This window comes from Microbacterium sp. 71-23 (assembly GCF_001897265.1).
Taxonomy (GTDB): Bacteria; Actinomycetota; Actinomycetes; order Actinomycetales; family Microbacteriaceae; genus Microbacterium; species Microbacterium ginsengisoli.
In genome coordinates this window covers 1-211 of record NZ_MKSL01000009.1, presented here as the reverse complement: position 1 = coordinate 211, position 211 = coordinate 1, and the positions used below count along the sequence as shown (strand labels likewise).

General features: G+C 68.7%; 1 protein-coding gene. It reads left to right on the top strand.

What is annotated here, in order from left to right:
* Positions 1–211 (top strand): hypothetical protein (locus BGO15_RS02415; protein WP_286747005.1); only part of this gene is annotated, 211 nt, incomplete at both ends.

Here is a 211-nt window from a genome sequence, read left to right as displayed (position 1 = left end):
CAATGGCACGAACGCGGCCGACGGCACCGCTGCCCCGGCCACCGCGAGCTCCGAGCCATCATCCCATCAGTCTGCCACGGCCACGGCCGCCAGCTCGACAACGCCTCCGCCGCCTCCGCCACCACTGCCTCCGACCTTGCTCTCTCCGCGCTCTCCATCCGCTTCAACCTTGGCTACCGCACCTCACAAGACATCGTTGCGCGCACCCCTA